Source organism: Pirellulales bacterium (assembly GCA_035939775.1).
Classification (GTDB): Bacteria; Planctomycetota; Planctomycetia; order Pirellulales; family DATAWG01; genus DASZFO01.
Genome location: DASZFO010000199.1, coordinates 1 through 3,863 on the forward strand (window position 1 = coordinate 1; position 3,863 = coordinate 3,863).

The 3,863-nt window shown below is 59.6% G+C and carries 2 protein-coding genes; both read left to right on the forward strand.

The window, feature by feature from the left end:
• Positions 1 to 1,084 (forward strand): hypothetical protein (locus VGY55_12770; GenBank protein HEV2970836.1); only part of this gene is annotated, 1,084 nt, incomplete at its 5' end.
• Positions 1,085 to 1,268: 184 nt separating this feature from the next.
• Positions 1,269 to 3,863: hypothetical protein (locus VGY55_12775; protein HEV2970837.1), on the forward strand; the 2,595-nt coding region annotated here is incomplete at its 3' end.

Genomic DNA, 3,863 nt, shown 5'->3' on the forward strand with positions numbered 1-3,863 from the left:
AGTGCTGACGAAGACGGCGGTCCCGGCCGGCAGCAACTCGTTTAACGGCACTTGGACATCCAGCAATCGTGCGGCGGTCAATTTCACCTCAATCGAGTCGCTTCCCATTTCGATTGTCGCCTACGGCGCCGATGCCAGTATCTCAGGCCAACCGCGGGTCAAGGTTCTGTACACAAACTCCGATCAGTTGGTCAACCCGGCACAACCGCAGGGCTTCCTGGCGTATGAAGCCAACTATCATGGCGGCGTTCGCGTCGCCGTCGGATTCTTCGACAACACTGGCAAGCCCGAGGTCGCCGTCGCGCCCGGGCAGGGGCATTTGCCGATCGTCAAAGTCTTCGACATGAACGGCAATTTCCAGTTCCAATTCCAAGCCTATCCGTCGAGCGTCCAAGGGGGCTTGAACATCGCGGCGGGCAACATCGAAGGCACGCCAGTCGGCGGGACCGAACTCGACGACATCGTCACCGCCCCCAGCCACGGCGTCTCCGAGATTCGCGTTTGGCACGACCAGTTCCCGACCCATCCCGCGGCCCCCGTCACGCTCTTCCGCGATTTCACCGTCTGGGCGAAGACGTTTACCGGCGGCTCGACGGTGGCCGTGGCCGATCTCAATCTGGACGGACGCGGGGATGTGATTGTCGGCTCGGGGCCGGGGATGCAGCCGCTCATCGAAGCGTTCGATGTGAAGCCGGCGTTCTCCTCCTATGCGCCGTTCAAGATTTTCTACCCGTTCGTGGCCAGCTTCCGCGGCGGCGTGAATGTCTCAGCGATCAGCGCGGGCCTGGGAGTGGCCGACCCGCTCGTGATTGCCAGCCAGGGAAATTCCGGCGCGCCGTCCGTCCTAATCCTTAACGGAAGGACAGGCGGGCTCTCGAATTTGTTTATTCCCTATACGGGCACGGGTTCGAATTCCCCGGTCCGAACGGCGGCGAAGGTAATCGGCGGGCACCTGTTCGTTTACACCGCTCAGCAGGTGCACGGCTTGAGCACGACCATTCGCAAATACGATCCGACCAACGGCGCCATCGTCGATTACATCATCGAAACCGATCCGAATTTCCTTGGCATTTTTGTCGGGTGATCCGCTTAACCTTTCCGCCGTCGCGGGCCACCGCGATTCGAACGATTCACATCATCGATTTCGTCACCTTTGATTTGTCCTACGTATACTGGTTGGAAGCGCAACGGATCGCGTCTTTAGCTGTGCGGCTTCGCGCCGTGTCTCGTCCGGAACATCTGTTGCAATCTTGAGGAGAGTCTTGCCCATGTTTGGCGATAGCCGTGCCGTCAATTCTCAACCCCGCCGTAAGCAGAAGCGTCGTAAGAATCGCGTCGAGCGGTGCTCGTCGATGCGCTACGAGCAGCTCGAACAGCGTTTGACGCTCTCGTCGAATCCGACCCTGAGCATCCCAACGACTCTCGTCGGAGCGCGGGGCGGAGTGGTCAACGTCCCGATCGACGTCAATCAGCTTACCGACAATCTTAGCGGCTCGCTGATTTCGGCAGTCACTGGGCGTGGGAACTCTCCAACGGACCCGGCGGCGCTTGCCTACGTGAACTGCACCCGTGCCGGGTTGAGCAGCGCGGATTTCGCTGTGGATTTCGATCCGAATGTGTTTAGCGTCAGCAAATCCGACGTTCGTTTGGGAACGATCCCGTCGAACGTGATCGCTTTCCTTCCGTTCAGCCTTCAGCCGAATGCCAATCCGACGCCAATTGGTTGGACTCTGACGGTAACCTTTTCCACGGCGAATCCGGGCCAAATGCTCATCCACATCGCGGCCTCGGACAAATACGCAAACATTACGAGCACCACGGCCACTTCGACACCAACGGCAGTGTCGGACACGGCGTTTGCTTTTCCCACTAGTAAAGCAACGGGACCGGTCGTCGGTTCGATCGACTCGCTGGTCACAATCGACTTCCATGTCAGGCCAGGCGCCGCGCTGGGCAAGACGCAGATTAATCTGGCCTCCGGCAACGCGGCCGGCACACGCCCGACGGAAATGTTCGACGCGACCGGGCGTAAGTACACGCTTGGTCCCGCGCCGACGAACGGGAGCGCGGATATCGGGGTGGACGGCACGCTCAATGTTATACCGACGCCGCCGACCCTTGGAACTTGGACAGCGGTGACTCCGTCACCGTTTTTCCCGCCGCCGCCAGCCGATATCGGCCCCGTCGGACTTGGAACCATGCTTCAGTTGCCGGACGGCTCCATCATGGTGAACTCCGGACTGGATCAGGCGTTGCCCTTCTGGTTCAAGCTGACTCCCGACGCGACCGGGAACTATGCCAATGGGACATGGACGCGGTTGGCCGACATGGACATCGGTCGGCTGTTCTTCGGTTCCGTCGTCTTGCAAGACGGCCGCGTCATGGTTCTGGGCGGGGAATACACAGGTCCGCCGACGGCTCAGACTGAAACCCCCACCGGCGCGATTTATGATCCCGCGACGGACACATGGACGCCTATCACATCATTCCCACAGCCGTTATTTAATCCAAATATTCAATCACAGAATCCTCCGCCAGCCCAAGAGTTCGGCGATGGACAATTGGAACTGATGAATGACGGCACCGTCCTCGCCGGGTTCCTCGGTTACGTGTATGGAACAACCCATAGCCCGACGTTTCGGTACGATCCTGTAGCAAATCTATGGACGCAGGACGCAACGCTTCTGAATTCAGACAAAGCGAACGAGGAAAGTTGGGTGAAGCTGCCGGATGGCAGCATGCTGGCCTACCAGGTGTTCGGCACGGATCCGGGGTCGGCGGAGCGGCTGGTATTTGGCGACACTCCGGCGGACGATCGTTGGGTCCCGGCCGGGCACGTCCCTGTCAACCTGATGACGAACACGACCGTGCACGCAGAGCTTGGCTCGGCAAACCTTTTGCCGGACGGCCGTGTGTTTTATCTGGGCGCGACGAACAACACTGCTTTGTACACGCCTCCGAGTCCCGGCAACCCGAATGGGAGCTGGGCCGCCGGTCCGAATATTCCTTTTGGCTTGGGCGCAAACGACTGCCCGGCGGCGGTGATGCCGGACGGCCGAGTCCTGTTTCAAGCCGGTCCGACCCCTGTCTTTGGGACAGGATCGGTTCTCTTTGAATACGATCCGGTCACCAATTCCATCACGCCGGTCAACAATCTCCCGCCAGCGCTCGCTGCAAGCCTCGCCGATCCCGCCTCACCGAGCGGGGCCGGAGGTTTTAATGGGCGGATGCTCGTTCTGCCTAACGGTCAGATATTGCTCAACGATTCGACCAATCAGGCGTATGTGTATACGCCGGCTGGCGGGCCTCAAGATTCCTGGCGGCCCACAATTTCAGATATCGAGCAAACGGAAATCAAGCTTGACCCGGTGACGTTGGCCAACATCAACGTCTACACCCTCACGGGAATCCAGCTCAATGGACTCAGCGAGGGAGCGGTTTACGGCGACGACGCCCAGATGGCGACCAACTATCCGATTATTGAATTGGTCAACAAAGCCGGGAATGTCGTTTTCGCGACGACTTCCAACTGGAGCAGCGCGTGGGTGGCTACCGGCTCGACACCGGAGAGCGTCGATTTCACGCTGCCGGCTGGGACGACTCTCAATGACTACGTGTCGTTGCGCGTCATCGCCAACGGCATCTCGAGTTTCCCGACCAATCAAACGATCACCCTCGGCGCAGCAACCGCGGGGAGCGTCATCATTCGCGTCGACCCGGGCAACGCCGGACTCGTTGACATTGTGAACGCGGCCACGAACGTGACCCTTACGACCCATCCGAACAATTCGAATTGGGGCACGATCAATATCGTCGGCGACGCCAGCAATAACGTCGTCACGATCGACGAGAGCAATGGGATC